Source organism: Clostridium sp. YIM B02555, from assembly GCF_022320955.1.
GTDB lineage: Bacteria > Bacillota > Clostridia > Clostridiales > Clostridiaceae > Clostridium > Clostridium saccharoperbutylacetonicum.
Genome location: NZ_JAKJJY010000036.1, coordinates 1 through 23,575, shown reverse-complemented (window position 1 = coordinate 23,575; position 23,575 = coordinate 1). Strand labels below are relative to the sequence as shown.

Below are 23,575 nucleotides of genomic sequence, written 5' to 3'. Positions count from 1 at the left end.
CTTTTAAACTAATACATCCTGTTTAGTAAATACAGCAAAACTTATAATAAAAGCACATATGCCCCAGGTTAAAAGTACTAAAGTGCTAAAAAGTAAGGACATTCCAGGTATAGGTGTATATGAACCAGTAAGATATTGTGGCAGATTTAAATTTATGACAAAGAAATATTTTACTATGGGCCAGTCGGCTAAAAATAATTGAAGAAAACCTCCTCCAATTAATGTGGCCATCATTATGCCAATGGATGTAGCTGTATTTCTAACTAAAACAGAAACCATAAATGAAACTGTTCCAACAATAATTGATACAAACCAGCCAAGTGAATAAACAAGAATTACATATTGTAATTGAGTTACTTTTATAACGTTTGAAGTATCTAATATGCCAGAACTTGAATTAAAACCAGTTGCTATGGGCTCGTATAAGCCCCAATTATTAAATAAGAAGCCTGAGATTAAAAGGGATAATACTCCCATTTCTAAAATCACCAGTGAAAACAAAATTACAAGTGCTATATATTTGCTAAGGAGGATTTTCCATCTAGGTGTAGCTCTTGTTAACAGTACTTTGATAGTTTTTGCAGAAAATTCACCACATACACTATCTCCAGCTAATATTATTATTAGTAAAGGAAGGAGTACAAATATGGATTGCTCCATTAACTTTACTGTGAATTTTGCAGCACTTGGAGTAATAGGGTTTATATTATTGTCTAAATAATATTGATTCTGTTGAATCTTAATATTAATAGATGCTTTACTTGCTTCTGGAGTATCTGGTCTATTAAGTCTATTTTTTAAATCTTGTATTTGCTGTTTTTGTAATGACTGCCAGTCGATATTTTCAGTTTGATTAGTTGTTTTCATATATTTATCTATAGTATTTTTGTATTGATAATTCTGACCATATGAAAAGAGTGAAACTAAAATTAACATGATAGCAGTAATAAGTAACATTTTTCTTCTATATAACATTTTGTTTACTTCATTTTTAATTAATACTAACAAGGATGTCTCCTCCCTTCTAATTGATCATAGTATCTTCTTCTGTTAGAGATAAAAATAAATCTTCAAGAGTTTTATGTTTGGTATTTACGAATTTTATCTTAAGTCCTTCTTTAATTAAAGAAAGGTTAATTTCTTCAAGTTTGGATAAGTCAACTTTTGCTTCAATTCTTCCATCTTTTAAAAAGCCATCTATATTCCAGTTGTTTTTAAGAAACTCAAGCCCTTTTTCGTTATTATTTAAAACAAAGAAAACTTCCTGTTCATTAATGAGTTCTGATACTTTAGAATATTTTATTAAAGTACCATTTTTTACTATAGCAACCTTATCGCACATTAATTCTACTTCAGATATTAAATGACTAGAAATAAGAACAGCTATATTTTCTTTTTTGGCAAGATTTTTTATTATATTTCTAAATTCATTTATTCCTGATGGATCTAAGCCGTTAGTTGGTTCATCTAATATAAGAAGCTTTGGTTTATGGATAAGAGCTTGTGCTAGACCTAATCGCTGTTTCATACCTAAAGAATAAGTAGAAACTTTGTCATTTATTCTATTTTGCATACCAACAAGTTGTATTGCTTTATTAATATCATCAGAGGTAACATTTTTATTCATAGAACCTAGCATTTTTAGATTTTCTATACCACTTAAATAATTGTACATATCTGGCCCTTCAATTATGCAGCCTACTTGTGACATTGCATTAACATAATCTTTAGTAATGTCATGATTATCAATTAGAATTTTTCCGCTAGTAGGAGAAGACAGTCCAACGATCATTCTCAAGGTAGTGGACTTCCCAGCTCCATTTGGTCCAAGAAAACCTAAAACCTCACCTTCAGTAATTGAAAAACTAATTCCTTTTACTATTTCCTTATTTTTTATCCGTTTACTGACATTATCTAATAATAATACAGGATTCATTCTAAAGCACCTCCTTTTTGTTTTAAATTGCTTAGTAATATTATTGTACATTTAAGAAATTATATTTCAACCAAAAAACGACTTAATTAGAAAAATATTTATGAACATTAATGTTTTCTGTTCAATTCAAGTTATTTTTGTTAAACAATATCAAATATAAGAAATCCGCATAATATGGTAGTAGATAATCGATAAAGATTATTAGTAATACAAAGGAGAGAAGAAAATGGGAAACAGAGATGATAGATGCAACAAAAGTTGCAGATCAGACGATAGATGCTGTAGGTGTTGTAGATCAGATGGAAGAGAAAATACAAGTAATTGCAATATTGGTGGAAATATTAATAGACCAAATGGAACTCTTGGTGCACAAGCAAATAGAAGAAATTGTACACTAGGTGCCAATGATACAAGAGGCAGATGTAGATGTAGAAATAATCGTATGGAAGATGCGCTAGAGGATGCATATAATTGCGGATATCAGAATGGATATAATGCAGGCTATCCTCAAGGATTTCAGGATGGACGTACTTTAGGCGCTCAAGAAGGATTTCAACAAGGCTGCAGGGCGGGACAGGAAAAGGCAAAACAAGAAATATTAGCTGGAATAAGAAGAAGATGCTGTTGCTGCAGATGTTGTTAGTGAATCAGATATAAAAATAGATTTATATTAAATAATATAAAAAGAGGAGGAAACTCCTCTTTTTAAAAAATATATTTTATAAATATCAGTGTTAAATACTTAACAATCGATTCGTTTTGATTTCCTTTTAAAATCTTTTATGTTTTTTATAATTCTTTTTACAAAAGAATATCTAATAAAATTAGGGTAAAAATATTATTTATGAACATAATAAACCTATTGATAATAAAAATCTGTATATATTGATAAAAAATTTAAACATAGGCAAAGATTGTTCTAATTTATGATATAATTAAAAAAGTAACAATATTTTTAACTATATGGAGGTAAGATATAGAGATGAGTAAAAGTATATCATTAGATTTATCAAAAGTTGCACCTTATTTAAACATGACTGAAATTGATTATATGGAGGAAATGGTTAAAAGTGCCCATGATAAATTACATAATGGAACAGGAGCAGGAAATGACTTTTTAGGATGGATCGATCTACCAGTAAACTATGATAAAGATGAATTTGCTAGAATTAAGAAGGCAGCAGAAAAAATTAAATCTGATTCAGAAGTTTTAATAGTAGTTGGAATTGGAGGATCATATCTTGGTGCTAGAGCAGCAATTGAAATGTTAACTAATAATTTTCATAATGCACTAGACAATGACAAGAGAAAAGCTCCTAAAATTTTTTATGTAGGAAATAATATAAGCTCAACATATATGGCAGAATTACTACAAGCAATTGAAGGTAAAGATGTAAGTGTAAATGTAATTTCAAAATCAGGAACTACAACTGAACCAGCAATTGCATTTAGAATTTTAAGAACATATTTAGAAAATAAGTATGGAGTAGATGAAGCTAGAAAGAGAATTTATGCTACAACTGATAAGGCTAAGGGAGCATTAAAGACTTTAGCGGATGCTGAAGGTTATGCTAGCTTTGTAGTTCCAGATGATATCGGAGGAAGATTCTCTGTATTAACAGCGGTTGGATTATTACCAATAGCAGCAGCTGGAATTGATATTGATGAAATGATGAAAGGTGCTGCTGATGCAAGAGAAGTTTATTCAAATCCATCTCTTAATGAAAATGATGCTTATAAGTATGCAGCAGTTAGAAATGCTTTATATAATAAAGGAAAAACAATTGAATTATTAGTAAACTATGAACCATCTCTTCACTATTTCAATGAATGGTGGAAACAATTATTTGGAGAATCAGAAGGTAAGGACAATAAGGGATTGTTCCCAGCAGCTGTTGACTTTAGTACTGATCTTCATTCAATGGGACAATATGTTCAAGAAGGAAGAAGAATTCTTTTTGAAACAGTTATTAACGTAGAAAAGGCTAAATATGAAATTAATATAGAAGAAGCTGATAATGATTTAGATGGATTAAACTTTTTAACAGGAAAAACTATGGATTTTGTTAATAAGAAAGCTTTCCAAGGAACTGTATTAGCTCATAATGATGGTGGAGTTCCAAACATGATAGTAAATGTTCCTGAACTTTCAGCATATTATTTTGGATATATGGTTTACTTCTTTGAAAAGGCTTGTGGAATTAGCGGATATCTTTTAGGTGTAAATCCATTTAATCAACCAGGAGTTGAAGCTTACAAGAAAAATATGTTTGCGCTTTTAGGAAAACCAGGTTATGAAGATGTTAAAGCAGAATTAGAAAAGAGACTTTAATCTAAATGAAGATTATAATTGATGGAGATGCTTGTCCAGGCATCTCCATTATTGAAAAAGTAGCTAAAACTTATGAGGTGCCAGTAATAATTTATTGTGATATAAATCATTTTATTCAAAGTGATTATTCAGAAGTTAAAATTGTAGATAGCGGATTCCAAAGTGTTGATATGTATGTGATGAATGAAACAAAGCAAGGAGATATTATTGTTTCTCAAGACTATGGAGTTGCTGCAATATGTCTATCAAAAAAAGCAAAAGTAATAAATCCTAAAGGCTATATTTATGATGAACAGAATATTGATAGGCTATTAGAAGAACGACATATATCACAGAAAATAAGAAAAGGAGGGGGGAAGACCTCCAATCCTAAGAAAAGAACTGAAGATGATAACTTGAGACTAGAAAAGAATTTAATAAGAATTATAAGAGAATAATTGTGTGTTTGAAGCTTAATTTTATAGGCTTCTTTTTTTATTTACTAAAATTATAGGTTAAAATCTAATTGCCAAAAAATTTTGATAATCAAACATGATATAATTAAAATAAAAATTAACTGAAGTTATTTACAAATAATGGTAAAATGTATAATATAGTATTAAGGTGGTTTTGAAAATGTGTATGAAGGGAGTATTTATTTATGGAGGAACTTCAGTTAAAGTATGTTGAGATAGCTTTTGATAAAAAAGCACCCCAAGAAGTTGATACTGAAATTAATATATTGGGAAGAATAGAAAATGCACTAGAGGAGTTAGAATATAAATTTATTGTTGGTAAGGGTGGCCTTTGGAATACTATTCAAGAATTTTCGGATAAGAATGAGTGCATATGGAAACCTAAAGAAGAAGGAGAGTACATGGTTATGATACAAGCTAGAGAAAAGGATGGGAAAAAACCATTAGATTATTTGGCTAAGGAGGAGTACTATATACTTAAAGGAGAGGTGACTGATACTATGCATAAAGAAGTATCTATTGAAACAGCGGTAAATGCAGAAGAAGTGAACATAGAGTATAAAGATATTGTAGATAAAGAGCAAGATAATTTATTAATATTAGATACTGCAGAATCCACTAGTGACAGTGATGAATTTAAAGAAGTAATAGCTAATAAAGATGATAATTTAGTGCTATTTGAAATTAAGGAACTTACAAAAGCTGAAAAAGATATTCTAATAGGAAGTGCTGAAACAAAACAAGGTAAAATTTCATCAAATGATAAAGAAGTAGTCAATGAAAATGAAATTAATTCAGAAAATTCATCTAACATTATACATGAAATTATAATTGACAAGGATGAAATTTCTGTTGGAGATAAGTGTTCTATTGAAGTGATCACTAATAATGAAGAAGCATACCTATATAGAATTTATGCCAAGAGGTATAATGAGTGGAGCATAGTTAGAGATTATGATACAAGTAATCTTTTTAAATATACAGCCAATGAACAAGGGGAAAAGGAATTTTTAATTCAATGTAAGAGGATGGAATCTACTGAGAGTTTTGAAGATTATAGAGTTATAAAAATAAAGGTTAAAGCTTCAATAAAAATAGAAATAACGAATTTTAAGTGTTTGAGTAAATTATTGTTAGTTGGTGAAAAACTTGAATTTTTAGTGGAAACTAATGTTGAAAAGACTTTAGATAATAATGATCAAGTGTTACTATATAAATTTTATAAAATATTTAAAGATGGAAAGGCTATTTGCATTCAAGATTATTCAACGAAAAATCATGTTTATTATAAGGAAACTCAAGCAGGAAGTTATAGGATTCTGTGTCTTGCAAAAAGTATATTTTCAAATAAAGAATATGATGATAGGGCTATTTTAGTCTATAATGTAAAACCGTATAAGGAGGTTAAGATTAATAGCTTTGTAGCTAATTATAATTCTCCACAGGTAACTGAAACTGAAATAAAGTTTAGTTCTGAAGTGCAAGGAGGAACTAATCTACAATATAGATATAGAGTTAATGGTACGATAGAATATGATACAGGTTATACTGAAAAGAATGAATTTACTTGGACGCCAATTGAAGCGGGAGAATATGAAATTATATTGTCTGTAAAAGATGCAAGCTATAAAGAAGAGTATGAAGACATTAAGAAAATAGCATTTACTATTGAAAAAAAAGGTAAAACACCAGTGAAAATTCTTGATGTGGTAGTTGATAAGGAAAAGAAAATTATTACTGGAGAGCCAGTTAACATAATGGTAAATGCAGAAGGTGGAACACATCTTCAATATGCGTTTACAATTAGAAAAGATAAGCGAAGGCTGGAAGGTGGAGAATTTAATAAAGCAAATTGGATTAATTTTATTCCAAAACAAGTTGGAGAATATGAAGTTGAAATAATGCTTAAAGATAGATACTCTGATAAGCCCTATGATGCACATACAGTTGTATATTTGAAGGCAATGGAGTATTTACCTGGAGAGATAGATTATATAATTATGCCATATAAAGAAACGCATTTAATTGGTGAACCTATAGAGTTTGAATGTATTATACAAAATACTCAAAATGTTTTAGTGAAATATGAAACAAAAATTAATGGTAACTCTGTTGAGAAAACAGAATTTTCAAGAAATAAAAAATTGAGATTTACTCCTAAGATTGTAGGGAAGTATACGATAGAGGTTTATGCAAAAAATTTAAAATGTAAAAATGAATATGATTCAAAGAAAGAAATCAGTTTATATGTAAGTGAAGCACCACCTGTAATAGAAACTAAAATTATAGCTAATAAATTAGAAGCTAATGTTAATGAAGAACTGACTTTTGAAGTTATAAGCAGAGGTGGGAAAGATGTTTGCTATGAATTTTATTTGATGGAAAATAATGAATGGAGAAAAGTTCAAGCCTATAGTAGGAAGCATTATTATAGCTTTATGCCATTTGTTCAAGGTAAGCATAAAATTTTAGCACTTGCAAAGAGTTATTATAAAAAGGCAAGTTATGAAGATTATGATGAAATAACTTTTTATGTTAAAGGTTAATAAAAAAGGTTCGAAAATAATCATAAGAAAAAATTTGGAGGAAGGTTATTTAAAATGGCGATAAATGGTGTTAATCAACTCTCAAATGAGCAATTATTAGCAATGAGCATGGCGGGAAATGGACAATTAACTAATGATGGTACTAGTTCAAGTGATTCAGCTAATGATGAAAAAAATGTGGCATTTGAAATGATGATGAAGAACTTGACAGATTCATCAAAAAAAACAATGCAAAATAATGTTAATAAAATTACTGATAATAAGGCAAATGCTGATAAAAAAGATGCCAAGGCAGAAAGTTCTGATTCGCAGGATAAAAGCAGTGAAAGTGAAGTTAAGGCATCAAGAGTAGGTCAAACATATTTGACAGGCCAAAAGTTAGAAGATATACCTATGGTGTTGAGAAATGGATATGCTAATTACGCAGGCTCTAAATCTTTATTGGCAAATAGAAGTGATGCAGATCTTAAGAAAATATATAGTGCAGTGGATTCGGCAGCTCAAAAATATGGTGTGGATTCAAATTTGATTTTAGCTATTATTAAACAAGAATCTGATTTTAATCCAAATGACACATCTGGTGTAGGCGCTGCAGGATTGATGCAAATTATGCCTGAAAACTTTTCGAGTTTAGGTATTACGAATCAATATGATGTAAATCAAAATATTAATGGTGGAACTAAGTTGTTCAAAGAATATTTAGATCAATATGGTGGAAGTATAGAAATGGCACTTATGGCTTATAATGGTGGCCCTGGAACTATGCAAAAAAGAGGAGTTTTATCGGCAAATGATTTATATAAAATGCCAAAAGAAACTCAAAACTATGTTCCTAAGGTTATGGGATATTATAGAAATGGAGTTTAATTTCTAATTGATAATTAGAATAATATTAGACAATTAGAAATTACTTTTAATGAATAAAAAAAATCATTTTGCTAAACAAAATGATTTTTTTTATTCATTAAAATATTAATACCAATAATTATGAAATATATCAAATAATTTATATATAAACATGAATTACTAGTTTTATACAGTGTTAGTAAATGTTTACATCAACGAAAATAAAAAACGCAACCCTTGGGGCTAGGTTGCGCTTTAGCAATAAGCAATAAGCAATAAATAAAAAGGGGGCTATATATTCCTTTTATTTATCCTTGCATATTAATTATAGGGTATTGTGCAGGGAAATGCAAGTAATTTAATAAAAAATATGATTTTTTTTTGTGAAAATGAATTATTTTATTGCAAAAATAATTTAATATTCGTTAATAGCTTCTTAAAAGGCTTAATTCATCATCAGTTAATTCACGATATTCGCCTTCTTCTAAAGTAGGATCCAATAGAAGACCACCAAATTCTTCTCTTTTAAGGTAAACTACTTTTTTATCAACAGCTTCAAACATTCTTTTTACTTGATGATATTTACCTTCTTGTATTGTCACTCTGATGTCTGAGCCATTATCATCGTTAGATAGAATTTCAAGCTTTGCCTCCATACATTTATAACCGTCATCTAAAGTAATACCATTTTTAAAAGCAGCAACATCTTTTTCATCTACTTTTTTATCAATTTTTGCATAATATACTTTGTCAACATGCCATTTAGGAGCTATTAATCTATGATTAAGTTCACCATCGTTTGTTAACAGTAATAATCCAACAGTATCTTTATCTAATCTGCCAACTGGAAATGGCTCAAATACTTGATGTCCTAATTCTAATAAGTCAATTACAGTCTCATCTTTGTTATCATGAGTTGCAGAAATCACTCCATCAGGTTTATTCATCATAAGATATATGTATTTGCGGTATAATATTTGTTCACCGTTTATTTTTATAATGGATTTTTCTGGGTCAACAAGCATTCCATTATCCTTTACTATTACACCGTCAACTTCTATAATGCCTTTTTTTGCAAAAGACTTAACATCTTTTCTACTTCCATATCCTAAATTAGAAATTATCTTATCCAATCTTTCCAAAGAATTCACTCCAATCTATAAATTTTAATGCATACACACTAAGCTATAGTACGTTAATTTTACCATAGTAGTAAATAGATTAACACAGAGACAAGTGATTTATCAAATGTATTTACTAATAATTATAAAAAAGTCATGGTTATATAATTAATCATGACTTAATTGTAATAAAGTTTAAATTTTATATATTATGGGATTAAATCCATTGCACAATATTATCTAAAGTTTGTCTTGTTTTTTGATATGGTTCTTGGACTCTATATCCGAAGCCAGCCATTACTGATACTCCAAAATGTTCAGCATCTAAAATACCTTCTTCTTGAAGAATTTTTTCAACTTCGTTTATATTAAAGCCTTCAATAGGGCAAGAATCTATTCCTAGGAAAGCAGCAGTAGTAAGCATGTTTGCTAAAGCTATGTAAGTTTGCTTGCTGGCCCAATCGTAAAGGGCTCTATCATTTTCTAATAAATTAAAATCATTTTTTTGGAATTTTTCAAATGCAGCTCTCTTACCATCAGCTACTTCGTTGGGGAGTTTTTGAACTTCAGACATTATATTAGTAATGTATTCAGAACTATAGAGTGTATCAATTTTTTTACGTGCAAGTATAATTACAAAATGACTAGCTCCATCTAGACTATTTTGTGCACCCCATGATACAGGAAATAGTTTTTTTCTAAGTTTTGAATCTTGTATTATAAGAAACCTCCATGGTTCAAAGCCGAATGAACTTGGAGAAAGTCTGCCAGCTTCTAATATTGTATTAAAATCTCCCGTAGGAATTATCTTTGTAGAATCGAATTTTTTACAAGCATGACGAAATTGAAATGCATCTATTATTTGTTGATTTTTATTATTCATTTTTTAAAACCACCTTTCATTGATTGTAAATTAAGATTAGCACAACTATCGATTATATTGAAGTACGCACATTTTTGATATATGATATACATATAGTTACCTAAGTATCTTTTTTTATACTAAGGGGGTGAAAAAATGAAAGAAGAAGTTGTAGATTCAGAATGCCAGAATATTCAATGTCCTGTAGAGACAACATTAAACATACTTAGTGGTAAGTGGAAAGGTGTTATTTTATATCGCTTATTAGGTGGGAGAAAGAGATTTAATGAACTGAAACGTCTAATGCCAAAGGTAACTCATAGGACATTAACGTTACAATTGCGGGAACTAGAGAGAGATGGGGTTATAAAACGGACAGTATATGCAGAAGTACCTCCAAGAGTAGAGTATGAACTTACAGGGATTGGGGACTCTATGACTCCAATAATTCAAGCTATGTATGATTGGGGAATAAATTATCAATCAGAATTTAAGGTGTAAAAATTTATATATACCGAATATTTTAAGAGTAAGAAGAAAATAATAAAATTCTAAAAAATATATTGACATATAGACAATGTAATTTTATAATTAATTCGTACCCGAACGAACGAGGTGGTAAAAATGAAAAAGAAATGTATTATTGGAAAATTAAATGCACTTAATGAAGCATCAAACAAATTTGTCGTAAAGAAATTAAAAGATGAGCAAATAGCTATATTGCAAAATCATTCTATGCTATTTGAAATTTTACCAGAGGATGGCTCAAAACTTTTATTCAATGAAATTGCAAGTATATGGAAAATATCTAAATCATCCTTATCTGACATAATAAATAAATATGAAAGTCAGGGATTGATAAATAAATGTGTTTGTAGTGAAGATAAAAGAAGTGCTTATATTAGTTTGACTACTGAAGGTTTGTACATAAAGAAAAAGTTAAAAACTATGGATAAAGAATTTCTAGAGATATTGCTAAAAGATTTTGATGAGGAGCAAAGAAAAGTATTTGAAGATAACATGGATAAAGCTCTTAATAATATAATAAAAATGCTTTAAAAGCATTTTTTTTACATAGATAATTCGTACGCGTACGAAAAAAGAAAGAAGGAATTCAAATATGAAAGAATTAATAGTAAAGTCATTAGATAAAATCAGACCAATTCTTCAAAGAGATGGTGGAGATGTTGAATTGGTAGATGTAAGCGAAGATGGTATTGTAAGTGTTAAGATGCAAGGGGCCTGTGGTAATTGTCCAGGAGCAATGATGACAATAAAAATGATTATTGAAGAGAAGTTAAAGGAAGAAGTTCCAGGAATTAAAAAAGTTATAGGAGTTTAAATTTAATAATTTTAATTAATTTCATAATTTAAGAGAATATTATGATGTTAATGTTTTTTCGAAATATAATTCGTACACGTACGAATTATATTTCGAAAGGGATTCGTTTCGGGTACTAAATTAAAATGTAAAGATTATAATACTAATTTTAACATAAAACACTTAGATTTTTGGGAGGCAGTGATGTGCTTGATTATATAATAAGAAGATTAGTTTCGAATTTTGTTTTAATAATAGCAATAATAACTTTAATTTATGCGTCTTATTTTACATACGATTCAACATATATTTCCTATGCATATGAAATGTATAATAAAAAAGTCCGATTAGGTTGCTAGTTAAATATAATGAATGATTTAAATACTAAAATTTTGAGGTGATATGATATGCTTAATTCTATAAGAAAAAGACTGATTTTTAATTTTGTTTTAATGGCAACAATAATAATTTTTATTTGTACATCTTTTTTTACATACGAAATGATAAGTGGGATAGAAAATCAAATGAAGGCAGATGGAATTACTTTAGCCAATAACATAGGATCAAACATTGAAAAAGCAGGAATAAAGAACGTTGATAAAATACAAGATATAATTGATGGAATCTATGAACGTGCAGATCGTCAGTTATGGTATGTTGGAGTAGTATCTAGAGATAAAATTCTTGTTGCAGGAACATCAAAGGATTCTATTGGACAGAAAATTGATTCTGGAGAATTGGACAACGAATTTCAAGGTAAAACAATTGGTAGTATCTACGAATGGAAAGGAACTCCAGCGTATAATGTAGGAGTGCCAATTAAGGATGGAAATAATATAGTATATGTTCTTTCAGTTGGAATTTCTATAGATAATATGCAGAAGACTATTAGAAATACAATTATGGAAAGTATAATTTATGCTATAGTACTACTAATTATAGCTGCTATTGCAGGAACAATTATAGGAAGACGAATTGCTAAACCTATAGAAAGCATTAAAGATACCGTTGAAAAAATAGGTAAAGGAGATTTAACTGCTGAATATAAAGTTTCAGGTAAAGATGAAATAGGAACCCTTGCAGCAGTTAGTAAAGAGACTACAAAAGGCTTTAGAGAACTTGTTAGAAAAACTAAAGTAATATCAGAAAGCTTAAGTAATTTATCTGGAAATATTAAAGAGGGGGGAACTACAGTAGCATTATCTAGTGAAGAAATTGCTGCTTCAGTGACAAGTGTATCTCAAGAGGGCATAAAGCAAGCAGAGGCCTTAGAAGGTGCAGTTACTTTATTAGAAGGTTTTTCAAAGGATTTAGATAATGTTCAAAATGAATTGAAACTGTTAGCTGAAGTTGGGGATGATATAAAGAAGGATACAAATGTAGGAGCAGATACTATAAATAAATTAGCAACTACTATTGATGAGATGTTTGATTCATTTTTAATTGCAAGGAATAAAGTAGGAAATTTAGATAAGACTATATCACAAATTAACTCCATAGTTGATGTTATAAATGGTGTGGCTAAACAAACTAATCTTTTAGCATTAAATGCATCTATTGAAGCAGCAAGAGCAGGTGATGCTGGAAAAGGATTTTCAGTAGTTGCAGAAGAAATAAGAAAATTAGCAGAAGAGGTTTTAAAATCATCAAAAAGCATAACTCAATTAATAAATGCTGTAATGAAAGAAAACAAAGAAGTCTTTAATACAACAGAACTTGTAACTAAAATAGTAGAAGAAAGCAAAAATGATATTGGTGATGTAACAACTTCATTTAAAGAAGTTATTGAAAAAGTAAATGATATTCCTAGAGAAATTGATAAAGTTAGTGTGGTACTTCAAGGAACTATGGAAGGTAGAAATGAGATTTTAGATACGGTAGAGAATATAGCTTCAAAATCACAAGAAATTTCAGCATTATCTGAAGAGGTAACAGCTTCTACAGAAGAGCAGGCAGCTATAACAAATGAATTAGCTCTAACTTCAAAGAAATTAGTTAATATAGCAACTGTATTAGAAAGAAGTATTGCAAATTTCAATGTGTAATATCTAACCTCAAAATAGAAAAATTTTAATTAATAATAGGAGAGTATATGAAACTATTAAAAAATTTACACTTGATATTAATTTATCAGGTGTTTTTTGTATTTTATGCATATTATTGAAGTTTAGGAATAGAGAGGTTTATAAAATTTATGTTAATTAAATATGAATGGTGAATAATAAATATAGATGGAATTAAATTTTGTATGCTGTAATGATTTAAATATTAATAGATATGATATAATATTTAAGGAATTGGTAAAGGAGGACTAAGTTAATGGATTTAAAATCATTACTTAATAAAGAACAGTATGAAGGGGCAACTACAATTGATGGGCAGGTACTTATACTAGCTGGAGCAGGTTCTGGTAAGACAAGAGTTTTAACTCATAGAATTGCTCATATGATTGAAGACTTAAATATTGCACCATATAGTATATTAGCTATCACTTTTACAAATAAGGCTGCAAAGGAAATGAAGGATAGAGTTAAGGCTCTTATTGGTGAACAGGCTGAAAACATGTGGATATCCACTTTCCATTCAACATGTGTTAGGATTTTAAGAAGAGAAATAGATAAGATAGGCTACAAAAGCAGCTTTACAATATATGATAGTTCAGACCAAAAAATATTAGTAAAAGAGTGTATGAAAACTTTAAATATTAATGATAAGGATATAACTGAGCAAGAGATATTAGGAAAGATAGGAAAAGCAAAGGATAATATGCAAGGGACTCGAAGCTATATGTTAGAAAATGAAGCTAACTTTAGGGAAAAGAAAATTGCAGATGTCTATGAAATGTATCAAAAAAGGCTGAAGGAAAACAATGCCCTAGATTTTGATGATCTTATATTTAAAACTGTTGAATTGTTCAAAAATAATCCTGAAGTTTTAGAATTTTATCAAAATAAATTTAAGTATATTATGGTGGATGAATATCAAGACACAAATGGAGCGCAATATCAATTGGTAAAATTGCTTGCTTCAAAATATAAGAACATATGTGTTGTTGGTGATGATGACCAATGTATTTACCAGTGGAGGGGCGCAGATATTAAAAATATATTGGACTTCGAAAAAGATTATCCAGGGGCAAAGGTAATAAAATTAGAGCAGAATTATAGATCTAAGGGTAACATATTAAATGCTGCAAATGTTGTAATTGTTAATAACTCAAACAGAAAGAGTAAAGTACTAAGAACTGAGCAAGAAGAGGGAAATAAGATAAAGATATATAGAGCTTATGCAGATAGTGATGAAGGTGATTTTGTTGGAAAACAAATTCAAGACCTTAAGAATAAGCAAGGTAAAAATTATAATGATTTTGCTATTCTATATAGAACAAATGCTCAATCGAGAATTTTTGAAGAGAGTTTTAGAAGAAAGGGAATCCCTTATAAAATTGTAGGGGGTACAAGATTCTATGATAGAAAAGAAATCAAAGATATGTTAGCATATTTAAAAGTTCTTATTAACCCACAAGATGATATTAGTCTTAAAAGAATTATAAATGTACCTAAGAGAAGTATTGGAGATGCAACTGTAGCTAAGGTTCAAGAATTCGCAGGTAATTTTGAACTTAATTTATGGGATGCAATAACTGAAGTTAGAAGCATTCCAACCCTTACAGCTAGAAATGTTTCAACAATAGAACCATTTGTGGAGCTTATGGAAAATCTGATGGATTTAAGTGAAACAGTTCCAGTGTCAGTATTAATTGAAGCTATTTTGAAAGATACTGGATATATGAAGCAATTACAAGAATCAAATGAGATTGAAGATAAGAGCAGAATTGAAAACTTAAAGGAACTAGTATCTGATGCAGTTGACTTTGAAAAGAGCAGTGAAGATAAGTCTTTATCTGCATACTTAGAAAGAGTTTCTTTAGTTCAAGATACTGATAAAATTGAAGAAGAGGATGATGCGGTTGTCCTTATGACAATTCATAGTGCAAAGGGATTGGAATTCCCAGTTGTATTTATGGTAGGTATGGAAAATGGAATATTCCCAGGAATGGCATCCTTTGAAAAAGAATCTGAGATGGAAGAATCAAGAAGATTGTGTTATGTTGGTATAACTAGAGCTAAAGAAATATTGTTTATGACATCAGCTGAAGTTAGAAGAGTGTTTGGAAAAACTGTAGCATATTCTCAATCAGATTTTATTAATGAAATAAAGGCAGAACTTAAGGAATATGTTGGAGTACAAAAGGTCAATATTAAGAGTAGAGAGAAGCTAATGCAAAGCAATTCTTATACTAATCCGCACAGCTTAAGAAATAGTGTTACAGGTAATAGAGCATATACTGTTGATAATGGTGGTATCAATAAAGTAATTGATAGAAGTGCTATAGAGGAAGCTGCAACTGAATATATATCTGAAAATGAAGCAACCCTTGGTAGAAAAGTAATGCATGAAAAGTTTGGGAAAGGAACTATTGTTTCAGTTCAAGGTTCAGGTAGTGATAAGAAACTGACAGTAGCTTTTGATAAGCAAGGTGTTAAAACCTTAATGCTATCTTTGGCAAAATTAAAAATGATGTAGTTTTAATAATATGTGTAATTTAGATTTGGAGGACTAGTTAATGGATAAGATTGAAAAAATAAAGGAACTTGTAGAAACATTAAATAGGTATTCCTATGAATACTATTCTCTAGATAGTCCTTCTGTAAGTGATAAGGATTATGATGCGAAATATTACGAACTTCAGGCATTAGAAAATGAAACTGGATTTGTACTTCCTTATTCACCTACATTGAGAGTTGGAGATGTAGTATTAGAAGGATTTAAAAAATATACTCATAAAGCAAAGCTTTGGAGTTTAGATAAAGCACAAAGTATTCAAGAAATAATAGATTGGCATAATAGAAATGTTAAGTTTGTTGAAGAAATGAGAAGCAGAGGAGAGAATTTACCAGATTTAAAATATGTGCTTACAAAGAAATTCGATGGACTTACAATAAACTTAACATATAATAATGAAGGTATACTTGAAATTGCTGCAACAAGAGGAACAGGCAGTATTGGAGAAGAAGTAACAGCTCAGGTGAAAACAATAAAATCCATTCCTCTTAAAATTCAAAGTGGCGATATTTTAGAAGTTCATGGAGAAGCTATAATGACCCAAGAAGCTTTTAATAAATATAATGAAGCTTCAGAAACTCCATTGAAAAATTTAAGAAATGGAGCAGCAGGAGCATTAAGAAATCTTAATGTTAAAGAAACGGCAAGAAGAAATTTGTCAGCATTTTTTTATGATGTTGGATATAAGGAAGGAACTCCTTTTACAACATATTTAGAAATGATGGATTTTATAAAAAAGCAAGGGCTGCCAGTAGATGATTATATTAGAATTTGCACATCTATAGAAGAAATTGAAAAAGAAATTGAATATATAAAAGATATTAGGTTTGACTTGAATTATGATATTGATGGGCTTGTAATTGCAATAGATGATATTAGAACGAGAGAATTATTGGGATATACAATTAAATTCCCTAAGTGGGCAATAGCGTATAAGTTTGAGGCTCAAGAAGCTACTACTAAGCTTTTGGATGTTGAATGGAATGTTGGAAGAAGTGGAAGAGTTGGTCCAACAGCAATACTAGAACCAGTTGAACTTGCTGGAGTTACTGTCAAAAGAGCAACACTTAACAATATGGATGATATAGCAAGAAAAGGTGTTAGAATTGGTGCAGAAGTGTTTGTAAGAAGAAGTAACGATGTTATTCCTGAAATTATGGGAATAGTTCCTGATTCACTGGAAGGTTCTGAAGAAATAAAGGTACCTGAAGTATGTCCAGCATGTGGAAGTCACTTGGTTTTAAATGGTGCACATTACTTCTGTGAAAATACGTTGTCTTGTAAGCCACAATTAGTTAAGACTATAGTTCATTATGCTTCAAGAGAAGCTATGAATATTGCAGGTTTTTCAGAAAAAACAGCAGAGCAGCTATTTGAAAAACTTAATATTAAAGCTATTTCTGATTTATATAAATTAAAAGAAGAAGAACTAATAGGACTAGAGAAGTTTGGAGCTAAAAAGGCTCAAAATCTTTTAGAAGCTATAGAGAAAAGCAAAGATTGTGATTTAGATGCTTTTATATATGCATTAGGAATACCTAATGTAGGGGCAAAAACTGCAAGAGACTTAGTAAATAGATTTAAGTCTATAGAAGGGTTAAAAAGTGCCACCTTTGAGGAGTTAGTTGAAGTTCAAGATGTAGGAGATATAGTTGCACAAGGCGTAGTGGTATTCTTTAAAGAAGAAAAAGTATTAGAAACAATAGAAGAATTGTTAGCTTTAGGTGTCAGCCCTAAATTTATAGAACAAGAAGTTATAGAAAATCCTTTTGAAGGGAAAACTGTTGTTGCTACTGGATCTCTTCAGAATTACTCTAGAACTGAAATAAAAGATAAATTAGAAAGTTTAGGAGCAAAAGTTGCAGGCAGTGTAAGCAAAAAAACAGACTATGTTATAGCAGGAGAAGCAGCTGGATCAAAATTAACGAAAGCACAGGAATTGGGAGTTAAGGTCCTTTCAGAGGAAGAATTTGAAGATTTGTTAAGGGGGTAAAATATGAAAAAATTAGTGAATTTGCTTGGATTTATATCAGCATTTGTAACGAGTATAATAATAATATGTACATTCTTAACAACATATCAATTTCATTTTGTTAATCAAATTTTTAACTCGTATTTACCTATACAGCTTGGAGTATGCATTACAATGGCAATTTTGGGACTTAGATTTATTATTATTGAGACAGGTAAAAAAAGGCTAATATATGCTGCGTTTAGCTTAGCTATATCTGCTTTCTTGATTTTCTTTATGGTAAATCATCTTATAAAATAGAATTAAAAACTGACTAGAAGTGATTAGAAATTACTTTTTAGTCAGTTTTTTGATTATAATTAAAAATTTATGGACATAATACAAAATATAGAATAGAAGTAAAGGGTGCAATCATGAAGAAATATTTTTTATGTATAATCACGTTTAGTTTTATCATTATATTTTGTTTGGGATTTATAAATAAGGAAAACGGAAATGTATCAAGTAATACAATGGATGAGACTATAAGTTACGGTATAAATGAAATTCCAGAAGATTTAGAAAAGGTCACTAATCTAACTAAGTATCACGAGGATATTATTTGTGCTGTTAGCAAGGGACTAGTTTCAAAGGATGAAAATAATAAGATAACACCTATTTTAGCAAGTGATGTTGTTAAGGATAAAGATGGCATTCAGTACGAATTTAAACTTAGAGATGATATTTTTTGGAGTGATGGTAGTAAAATAACACCTAAGGATATAGCAGAATTTTTCAAAGAATTATTAAAAGAAGAAGATGAAAAAAATATTCAAGCTTTGTTAAATGTATATGGGGCAAAGGAATTTAAAGAAGGAAAAGTTGTTTTCGAAAAAGGTGTGGCAATAAATGAAACTGATAATTCTATTATTATTAGACTAAATAAAAAAGATGATGATTTTTTAAATGAACTAACGAAACCACAGTATAGGCTTAGAAAGTATTTGATAATGTGGAGAGCTATACAAAATAATTGCAATAAATTAGTTTACTCGGGAGATTATAAAATTGATTCTATTAATAAAGATAAAATTGTGTTAAAAAGTAATAGCAATGAAGCTAAGATAGGAAATATAAATATATTTAGCGATAATAGTGTTGAAGCATCAATGGCATCATATGAAGTTAATGAAAGAGATATAGTAATAAATCCTCCGGAAACGGAACTTAGCAAGTTACTTGAAGAAAAGAAATTAATAACAATTCCAAAGTCAAATGCAACCTATCTAGTTTTTAATAGCAAAAATAATGCCATTCCACTTCAAGGTAGAAGAGAAATTTATAATGACATATGTAAAGCAATGGAAGCTTATCAAAATGCTAATAATAAAGAGTTTGATCTGGCTGAAGGAAGTTTTTTTAGAGAAGATAAGCAGGATTTGACTAAGTTACAGGCAAGGAAAGTTGTAAGTAATAAAGAAGGTTCCTGGGATAAGCCTAAAATATTAACAATATTATGCGAAGATACTAATGAAAACAGAATTATATGTAGAAGTATTCAAACCTGGTTTAAGGAAAATACTAATATAACAGTAAAATATAGTTTGGTGAAAGATGAGTTTGAGGATCAAGAGTTAAAAAAAAGATATGATATGCTTTTAGTTGACAATGATGCGAATGAATCAAAAAAACAAAATTTCTATTTAAATTTTAAGGAATATTTATCAGATAATCAAAATAAGCTTTTAGAAAAATCCATTAATGTTAAACAAAATCAAGATTTTTCTAATTTAGAGGAAGATTTATTTGATAATTATAATATACTTCCTTTAGTTTTTTATAATGAAAATATAGCTATTTCTGATAAAGCTGGTAAATTAAAAGTTGATGGAAATGGCAATATAGACTTTTCTTCAATAAATAGTAATTAAATATATTCACCTAACAAGATATATCAGGTGAATATATTTAATTTTACTATAAATACACTTGAAATCAATTTTTTTTCTTATTATAGTGTTGATTTTTATTTTTTTTATATTTCTTGCCTTTAATAGAACAGTTAACTTTATTATTTTTATTTAGTAGAGTAAGATTAGTTACTTTTTTTGAAGAAGTTATACCTTTTAGTGATGGGGTATCAATTGTGTTACTTTCTTCTTCCTTGGATAAATTTAAATTAGATTTAGACTCAATGATTTCACAAGGATTTGAGGTAGTTGTTTTAAACAAATTATCCTTAGAAGTTTGTGATGTAGTTTTATTACTTAGATAGTCTTGATCAGAATTAAAAATTTCATTATTTTCTGAGTTTGTCATAATTTCTAAATTTAAGGGAGTTGCAAATTCCATAAATTCTTCAACCATATCCTTTAAAAGATAAATAATTAGAAAGAAATTAAACATATTTTTATTACTATCTAAGGAGGTTCTTTTAACATTTAATGAATCTTTTCGTTTTGAATAAATTAAACTTTTTACAAATATAGGTGCTAAACCTGTTCCTTTAGGAGTTGGAAGAACTGGCATTCTAAAATAAGTTTCATCTAACATATCAGCAGAACGCAAACTTAATTTTTTATATCTTTCAACCTCATCTAGAGTAGGTGCTTCAGGCCAACTGGTTAGAAGACCACCGTTTACAAAGAATTTTCTATACAGGCCTGAAATAATAGGCTTTAAATCAGTAGTTTTGCTTTCTTGAATTGAATACATGAGTAAACAAAGTAGATAGAAATTAATTTCTGAGCAAGAATATTTACTTTCCTTTTTATCAGATAATTTAGAGATAACATTTTTATCATTATCATAAAAACTAATCAGTTTTTCACTAATTTCTCTAGAGATTTCCTTAAAAGAAATTATTTCTGTATGTTTATAGGCTTCCATTAAGGTGATAGCAAATAAAGCGCAATCATCTATTGAATCTTCATAATAATCTTTTTCCTGAAATTTGCATATTAAAAAGTCACCTAAGTCTAAAATAAGTTTTTTAGCATCGAGATTACAAGAATATTTATAAAATACATTTAGTGCTAGAAAAATTTGAACATTTTCATTAAAAGATAAATCATATAAAGCAGATTTGTAGTTTTTAAACATATCTAAAATTTCAGATGCAAATTTAAGGTAGTCAGGACTTATTGGATCAGATTCATTATAATGTGAATAGAGAAAATAAGCAGTTAACATAAAAGCTTGGTCTGAAAAATTGAATTTGTTATCTTTGTCTATTAATGAAAAACCTTTTGAGTTTCCATCTGATATATTTTTTTTATCAACAAATAAACCTTCATTATTCCTTAAATTCTCAGAATAGAATTGAAGCTGTTCTTTTGCTAGATATTTAAATGGTTTTTCAAGGGAGGCTATGTTTCTATTGTTATCATTATAATGTGAATAATACTCGCTTAGCTCTAGCAAGCATAGTGTCATAAGAGCGTTTGTAGAAGGATTTATTTCTTTTCTAAAGCTTGCTTCATCAAAACCATGGCTGCTTTTACTATGAATAAATAAAGGGGAAGCTTTTCTATATAAACATAGTAGAGGAGAGTAATTATTTAACATGCTGATATCATCTGAAGTTTTTTTTGAAGTTTTAATTTGAGCTAGGATACCGCATTTTGAGTTTAATACTAAAGTTTTTATAGATTCTTTAGATAAATGAAAAAGTTGACCGCTAATTTCTTTTTGAGAAAGACTATTCATCCGAAAAAATGGGCCGATATATCTCAATTTATTACACCTCTTATAAAATTCTCATCTTATTCATTAATATGAAATTAATGAATAAAAAGTACATAAAATATGAATTGAAGAAATGAAATATTTATTAAAAAATAGAAAAAGGAATTGTATACTAATTAGTTTTTCTTTACAATTGTTTTATAGATGATGATATCTTAAAAATTAAGTAAATGATAGCAATTATAGATATCCAAATCGAGAATTATACTTATGCAAAAATTATCGAAATCAGATCCATTTATCTTCCACAGGACTAGTGAAATTTTCACTGGAAGGTTCTAAGTGGAAGGTTGCACCCATTTCTGCATGTTCCTAAAGTAAATTTATGACAAGCAGAAAATGAAACAACCTTCCACTAATAACCATCATCAGCTCAATTTCACATGCCTGCTTCCAGAAAAATGTATCTAATTTCTAGTGTAGTGTTACGATTATATTTATCTAAATAAACTGAATTTTAGGTTAAGTACTAGGAAGGAAATAAGTAATGAAAAGATTGATATTAGCTAGTAATAATAAAAAGAAAATTAAAGAAATGAAGGAAATTTTAAAAGAATTAGATATTGAAGTTAAATCTTTAGAAAATGAGAATATTAATATAGATGTAATTGAAGATGGTCATACTTTTGAAGAAAATGCAAAAAAGAAAGCAAAGGAAATATATGAATTTCTGTTAGAAAGAGGAGACAAAGATTTCATTGTATTAGCAGATGATTCAGGATTGGCAGTTGAATATTTAAATGGAGAACCAGGGATATATTCAGCGAGATATGCTGGAGAGCATGGGAATGATGCTAAAAATAATGAGAAATTATTAGGAAAATTAAAAAATGTAAAAAAAGAAGACAGAAGTGCTAAATTTATTTGTCAGTTAGCAATGTTTACTGAAGCGGGTGAATACTATAAGGTGACAGGAGAAGCTAATGGATACATAATAGAAGAATTGCATGGAGAAGGTGGATTTGGATATGATCCGTTGTTTTTCTTCGAACCATTAAATAAAACTTTTGCAGAATTAACCTCTGATGAGAAAAATGAAATTAGTCATAGAGGAAATGCATTAAAGGAGCTAAAGAAGATAATTGTTACATTGTTATAACTTAGCGATAATTATACTTATAGATTAGGAGGAGATTTATGTTAATTGGTGTTGTAAGTGATACTCATAGGATGTTGAAGTATGTTAATTTGGCCAAGGAAATAACTAAAAATGCAGATATATTAATACATTTAGGTGATAATATTGAGGATGTTGAAGTGTTAGAACGAGGATTTAATGGTAAAGTATATGCTGTAGCTGGAAATTGTGATTATTCTTCTAAATATCCTAAAGAAGGTGTAATAGAGGTATATGGTAAAAAAATATTTTTTACTCATGGAGATTTATATGGAGTAAAAAGGACTATAAATAATATCTATTATAAGGGGAAGGAATTAGGAGTAGATATTGTATTGTTTGGGCATACACATGAGCAGATGATAGAAAAAGATGAGGAATTAATTCTAATGAATCCAGGAAGTATATCTTTACCAAGATTTAAAGGAAGGTATGTTGGATTTATAGAAATAGATGAAGATGGCAATATCGATACATATTTAAAAGAAGTCAATGAGTAGAATATAAGCAATCCTTTGTTGCTATTAAAAGAAATAATTGTGAAATAATTTTAAAAAGGTATTGACGAATTACATTTCATATTGTAGAATAATCATTGTCGCTGAGAGATAAGCGATAAGCAAATGACGAGGTTTAAAGACTTCGGGGTGTGGCGCAGATGGGAGCGCGCGTGGTTTGGGACCATGAGGTCGCAGGTTCAATCCCTGTCACCCCG

Annotated in this window: 20 protein-coding genes and 1 tRNA gene; 16 read left to right on the top strand and 5 right to left on the bottom strand. The window is 29.2% G+C overall.

Annotated features, from left to right (window positions below; genetic code table 11):
- Positions 1–3: 3 nt before the first annotated feature.
- Together L3B98_RS27650 and L3B98_RS27645 are read right to left on the bottom strand one after the other, a co-directional pair.
- Positions 4–1,008, bottom strand: coding sequence for an ABC transporter permease (locus L3B98_RS27650; protein WP_015390593.1), 1,005 nt, complete (start codon positions 1,006–1,008; stop codon positions 4–6).
- Positions 1,009–1,024: 16 nt separating this feature from the next.
- The gene (locus L3B98_RS27645) at positions 1,025–1,936 is read right to left on the bottom strand and encodes an ABC transporter ATP-binding protein (RefSeq protein ID WP_238919063.1); all 912 of its coding nucleotides are present in this window, start codon (positions 1,934–1,936) and stop codon (positions 1,025–1,027) included.
- Between the two features lie 226 nt (positions 1,937–2,162).
- On the opposite strand from L3B98_RS27645, the gene L3B98_RS27640 reads away from it, so the two are divergent.
- The 5 genes from L3B98_RS27640 (at position 2,163) to L3B98_RS27620 (ending at position 8,136) form a co-directional block, all read left to right on the top strand.
- Positions 2,163–2,579: a hypothetical protein gene (locus L3B98_RS27640; protein WP_015390595.1), complete on the top strand. Its 417-nt coding sequence runs from the start codon at positions 2,163–2,165 to the stop codon at positions 2,577–2,579.
- A 339-nt stretch (positions 2,580–2,918) separates the two neighbouring features.
- Positions 2,919–4,268 (top strand): glucose-6-phosphate isomerase, encoded by a 1,350-nt coding sequence (locus L3B98_RS27635; protein ID WP_077360137.1) that lies wholly within the window; start codon positions 2,919–2,921, stop codon positions 4,266–4,268.
- Positions 4,269–4,273: 5 nt separating this feature from the next.
- Entirely contained in the window at positions 4,274–4,705 is a 432-nt protein-coding gene (locus L3B98_RS27630; protein ID WP_015390597.1) for a YaiI/YqxD family protein, read from the top strand.
- Positions 4,706–4,908: 203 nt separating this feature from the next.
- Positions 4,909–7,269 carry a triple tyrosine motif-containing protein gene (locus tag L3B98_RS27625; protein WP_238919062.1) on the top strand — a complete coding sequence of 787 codons (2,361 nt, stop codon included), beginning with the start codon at positions 4,909–4,911 and terminating at the stop codon, positions 7,267–7,269.
- A gap of 54 nt (positions 7,270–7,323) precedes the next feature.
- Positions 7,324–8,136, top strand: coding sequence for a lytic transglycosylase domain-containing protein (locus L3B98_RS27620; RefSeq protein WP_238919061.1), 813 nt, complete (start codon positions 7,324–7,326; stop codon positions 8,134–8,136).
- A 404-nt stretch (positions 8,137–8,540) separates the two neighbouring features.
- On the opposite strand, the gene L3B98_RS27615 is transcribed toward L3B98_RS27620, so the two are convergent.
- The gene (locus L3B98_RS27615; protein ID WP_238919060.1) at positions 8,541–9,257 is read right to left on the bottom strand and encodes a pseudouridine synthase; all 717 of its coding nucleotides are present in this window, start codon (positions 9,255–9,257) and stop codon (positions 8,541–8,543) included.
- Between the two features lie 196 nt (positions 9,258–9,453).
- Entirely contained in the window at positions 9,454–10,119 is a 666-nt protein-coding gene (locus L3B98_RS27610) for an NAD(P)H-dependent oxidoreductase (RefSeq protein WP_238919059.1), read from the bottom strand.
- Between the two features lie 135 nt (positions 10,120–10,254).
- Here L3B98_RS27610 and L3B98_RS27605 point away from each other — a divergent pair, with 135 nt between their 5' ends.
- The 8 genes from L3B98_RS27605 to L3B98_RS27570 all read left to right on the top strand — a co-directional run bounded on the left by L3B98_RS27605 (position 10,255) and on the right by L3B98_RS27570 (position 19,927).
- On the top strand, positions 10,255–10,599 hold the full coding sequence (locus L3B98_RS27605; protein ID WP_238919058.1) for a helix-turn-helix domain-containing protein: 345 nt from the start codon (positions 10,255–10,257) through the stop codon (positions 10,597–10,599).
- Between the two features lie 123 nt (positions 10,600–10,722).
- Positions 10,723–11,157, top strand: a complete 435-nt coding sequence (locus tag L3B98_RS27600; RefSeq protein ID WP_238919057.1) for a MarR family transcriptional regulator — start codon at positions 10,723–10,725, stop codon at positions 11,155–11,157.
- Between the two features lie 61 nt (positions 11,158–11,218).
- Positions 11,219–11,440 carry a NifU family protein gene (locus L3B98_RS27595; protein WP_015390604.1) on the top strand — a complete coding sequence of 74 codons (222 nt, stop codon included), beginning with the start codon at positions 11,219–11,221 and terminating at the stop codon, positions 11,438–11,440.
- Positions 11,441–11,826: 386 nt separating this feature from the next.
- Positions 11,827–13,464 carry a methyl-accepting chemotaxis protein gene (locus L3B98_RS27590; RefSeq protein WP_238919056.1) on the top strand — a complete coding sequence of 546 codons (1,638 nt, stop codon included), beginning with the start codon at positions 11,827–11,829 and terminating at the stop codon, positions 13,462–13,464.
- Positions 13,465–13,738: 274 nt separating this feature from the next.
- Entirely contained in the window at positions 13,739–16,006 is a 2,268-nt protein-coding gene (pcrA, locus tag L3B98_RS27585; RefSeq protein WP_238919055.1) for a DNA helicase PcrA, read from the top strand.
- 40 nt (positions 16,007–16,046) lie between these two features.
- Entirely contained in the window at positions 16,047–18,038 is a 1,992-nt protein-coding gene (gene ligA, locus L3B98_RS27580) for an NAD-dependent DNA ligase LigA (protein ID WP_077360148.1), read from the top strand.
- A 3-nt stretch (positions 18,039–18,041) separates the two neighbouring features.
- Positions 18,042–18,317, top strand: coding sequence for a hypothetical protein (locus tag L3B98_RS27575; RefSeq protein ID WP_238919054.1), 276 nt, complete (start codon positions 18,042–18,044; stop codon positions 18,315–18,317).
- Positions 18,318–18,430: 113 nt separating this feature from the next.
- Positions 18,431–19,927, top strand: a complete 1,497-nt coding sequence (locus tag L3B98_RS27570; protein ID WP_238919053.1) for an ABC transporter substrate-binding protein — start codon at positions 18,431–18,433, stop codon at positions 19,925–19,927.
- A gap of 64 nt (positions 19,928–19,991) precedes the next feature.
- Here L3B98_RS27570 and L3B98_RS27565 read toward each other — a convergent pair whose 3' ends face one another.
- Positions 19,992–21,731: a hypothetical protein gene (locus L3B98_RS27565; protein ID WP_238919052.1), complete on the bottom strand. Its 1,740-nt coding sequence runs from the start codon at positions 21,729–21,731 to the stop codon at positions 19,992–19,994.
- A 499-nt stretch (positions 21,732–22,230) separates the two neighbouring features.
- Here L3B98_RS27565 and L3B98_RS27560 point away from each other — a divergent pair, with 499 nt between their 5' ends.
- The 3 genes from L3B98_RS27560 to L3B98_RS27550 all read left to right on the top strand — a co-directional run bounded on the left by L3B98_RS27560 (position 22,231) and on the right by L3B98_RS27550 (position 23,575).
- A complete protein-coding gene (locus L3B98_RS27560) occupies positions 22,231–22,842 on the top strand; it encodes an XTP/dITP diphosphatase (protein ID WP_015390612.1) in 612 nt (203 codons plus the stop codon).
- Between the two features lie 38 nt (positions 22,843–22,880).
- Positions 22,881–23,360: a metallophosphoesterase gene (locus L3B98_RS27555; RefSeq protein WP_238919051.1), complete on the top strand. Its 480-nt coding sequence runs from the start codon at positions 22,881–22,883 to the stop codon at positions 23,358–23,360.
- 143 nt (positions 23,361–23,503) lie between these two features.
- A tRNA-Pro gene (locus tag L3B98_RS27550) sits at positions 23,504–23,575 on the top strand.